The organism is Pedobacter nyackensis, assembly GCF_032678475.1.
GTDB classification, from domain to species: Bacteria; Bacteroidota; Bacteroidia; order Sphingobacteriales; family Sphingobacteriaceae; genus Pedobacter; species Pedobacter nyackensis_A.
Genome location: NZ_JAVTSF010000024.1, coordinates 1 through 559, shown reverse-complemented (window position 1 = coordinate 559; position 559 = coordinate 1). Strand labels below are relative to the sequence as shown.

The window sequence follows — 559 nt, the reverse complement described above, 5'->3', positions numbered from 1 at the left end:
TCCTTGTGGACCCATTGGTCCCGTTGCTCCGGTCAAACCAATTGGTCCCTGAATACCTTGTGCCCCAGTTAATCCATCAGCTCCAGCAGGACCAGTTAAACCTATTAATCCTTGCGGACCGATTGGTCCCGTTGCTCCGGTCAAACCAATTGGTCCCTGAATACCTTGTGCCCCGGTTAATCCATCAGCTCCAGTTGGGCCAGTTAGACCTATTAACCCTTGGGGACCAATTGGTCCTGTTGCTCCAGTCAAACCAATTGGACCCTGAATACCTTGTGCCCCGGTTAAACCATCAGCTCCAGCTGGGCCAGTTAAACCTATTAATCCTTGTGGTCCAATTGGACCGATTGGTCCTGTTGCTCCGGTCAAACCAATTGGACCCTGAATACCTTGTGCCCCGGTTAATCCATCAGCTCCAGCAGGACCGGTTAAACCTATTAATCCTTGTGGACCCATTGGTCCTGTTGCCCCGGTCAAACCAATTGGACCCTGAATACCTTGTGCCCCGGTTAATCCATCAGCTCCAGCTGGGCCAGTTAAACCTATTAATCCTTGTGGC

Annotated in this window: 1 pseudogene; it reads right to left on the bottom strand. The window is 51.3% G+C overall.

The features are described from left to right. Positions 1 to 559: pseudogene (locus R2Q84_RS25225) on the bottom strand (hypothetical protein); the annotation flags it as partial.